This window comes from Microcoleus sp. PH2017_12_PCY_D_A, from assembly GCF_020738565.1.
GTDB lineage: Bacteria > Cyanobacteriota > Cyanobacteriia > Cyanobacteriales > Microcoleaceae > Microcoleus.
In genome coordinates, this window is record NZ_JAEQCI010000251.1 from 1 (window position 1) to 1792 (window position 1792).

Consider the following 1792-nt stretch of genomic DNA (forward strand, 5'->3'; position numbering starts at 1 on the left):
ATGCTACAGCGGGAAAATCTGGGCTTAGCTCGCAAAGGGGATATGAAGGAATTCATTGTGCCATTGATAAAAAAGCTTAAATCGAAGAAGCGGTAGTACATTTACTAAAGTAGGTAGCTAAAATAGGTAGTTACTTTAGTAAATACAAGAGAGTTTGACTGCTCAAAGCTTTGGTTCTATAGTAGTGTTATAATAATTTTGAAGCTCACCAATCACAAAGAAGAGGCGCGCTATGTACGCACTGATGATTAATTTCTACAAGCACTGAAACAGCGTCAAGATGCTCTAGCAGAGCGGTTGATTGTATTAGAACAGGATGACGCAACAGAAGCGCTAGAGGACGCACAACTGAGCGAGCAACTGTCGGCGATGCTGGCTACTATGGCGGAATCTAACAGAGAAATTGCCAGCTAATAAAAGTTTGGTTGTTGACGTTCTGTAAGGGTGGATTGCCGGGGTAATTCCCGGTTTTTTTTATTGGGGCGTATCAAGCTTTTCTAAAGTAAGGACTCGGAAACGGAAAAACTTGTCGCTGTGGATGTTTTCATGATAATTTAGGTCAAGCAATTTTGTCCGCCTTAAGCGGTAAATTAAAAAAATCCTTCTCGGTCTAGACGTAACAAAGACAGAATCGAGGTATGTGCATGATTCGATTAAAGCGATCGCGCTTTCAGAAAGGATTTTTAAAGTAGGAGTCTAAAGTAGGGACTTACTTTAGAAAATGAAAGAGAGAGGGAAAAATGGACAAAAAAATACCCCCTGGTTAGAGGGGGTAGGGTAGTAGGACTAGGCTAGATGTCGGTCATCTTGACGCTCGTGTCAATACCTAAATAGTGACGCTGAATTACTTCTACGCTGTTACCACAGGCGGTGGCCAGTAGCAATAAATCAGTGCCAGCATGAGCTTGTAAGCTAATGAATGTATGACGGCAACTGTAGAACGATAGGTAGCTACTTATTGAGCCCTCATCTACAAGTTGAGTCACTACGCCGGGGTAGAAGGTATCATCCCTTGACCGCCGCCAACCTAGCCATAGGTCAGCAACTGAAGAGCTACTCCAGTGCTTGCCATTTAGCTTTGTGAAAACCAAATCAGTAGGCTTAGCGTCAACAGGTTTAATTCGCATCAGCAAATCATTCAGTTTGGGGTAGATTTTAAACAGTCGAGTTTCGCCAGTTTTGGTAACTTGAGTGCTTTTATTCCGACCACTGAAGCTTTTGCTGAATCGAATGTAATCTTTGTCACGCCCCAAAAATACATCTTTCCATTCAAGCGCAAACGCTTCACCACTGCGACATCCCGTTAGGAATCGGAATTCGACTAAAGGAGCTAGTTGGCGTGACGAAGCATTTTTATGCCCGTAAAACGCTTTGACAATAATATCTCGCTCCTCTTTGGTAAAGTGTCGCCTGTCTTTTTCTTCTAAATCAGCTTCACTATCAGCTTTGTCCCACCAGCGTAAGTCAATCGTGCCATCGACATTAGCCTGTGGCTTGTACTTATCAGTTTTGTTTTCGACAGTGCCAGTAGTCATCACAAATGGGTTGACAGTGAGCTTGGTTTTGCCTAGTGACTGCAAACGAGCAAAGGCTTCAAAAAGTGAAGCGCAAACCCTCTTTTTGCTACTAATAGCGCACGGGAATTGCAATAGGGTGCTTATGTTAAAATCTGATAACGATAACCCCCACATTGCAACCCACATTCCGCAGATATTCGATCGGATTTAATTTCAAAAGAATTCAGAATTCTCAAAACCTCAAATAATTGCTCTGCAATCATTTGAGGCTTTTT

Annotated in this window: 1 protein-coding gene; it reads right to left on the minus strand. The window is 42.5% G+C overall.

Translation table 11 applies throughout. From position 1 onward, the window contains the following. Nucleotides 1-791: 791 nt before the first annotated feature. Nucleotides 792-1535 carry a hypothetical protein gene (locus JGK39_RS33335; protein WP_293299098.1) on the minus strand — a complete coding sequence of 248 codons (744 nt, stop codon included), beginning with the start codon at nucleotides 1533-1535 and terminating at the stop codon, nucleotides 792-794. Between the last annotated feature and the right edge of the window lie 257 nt (nucleotides 1536-1792).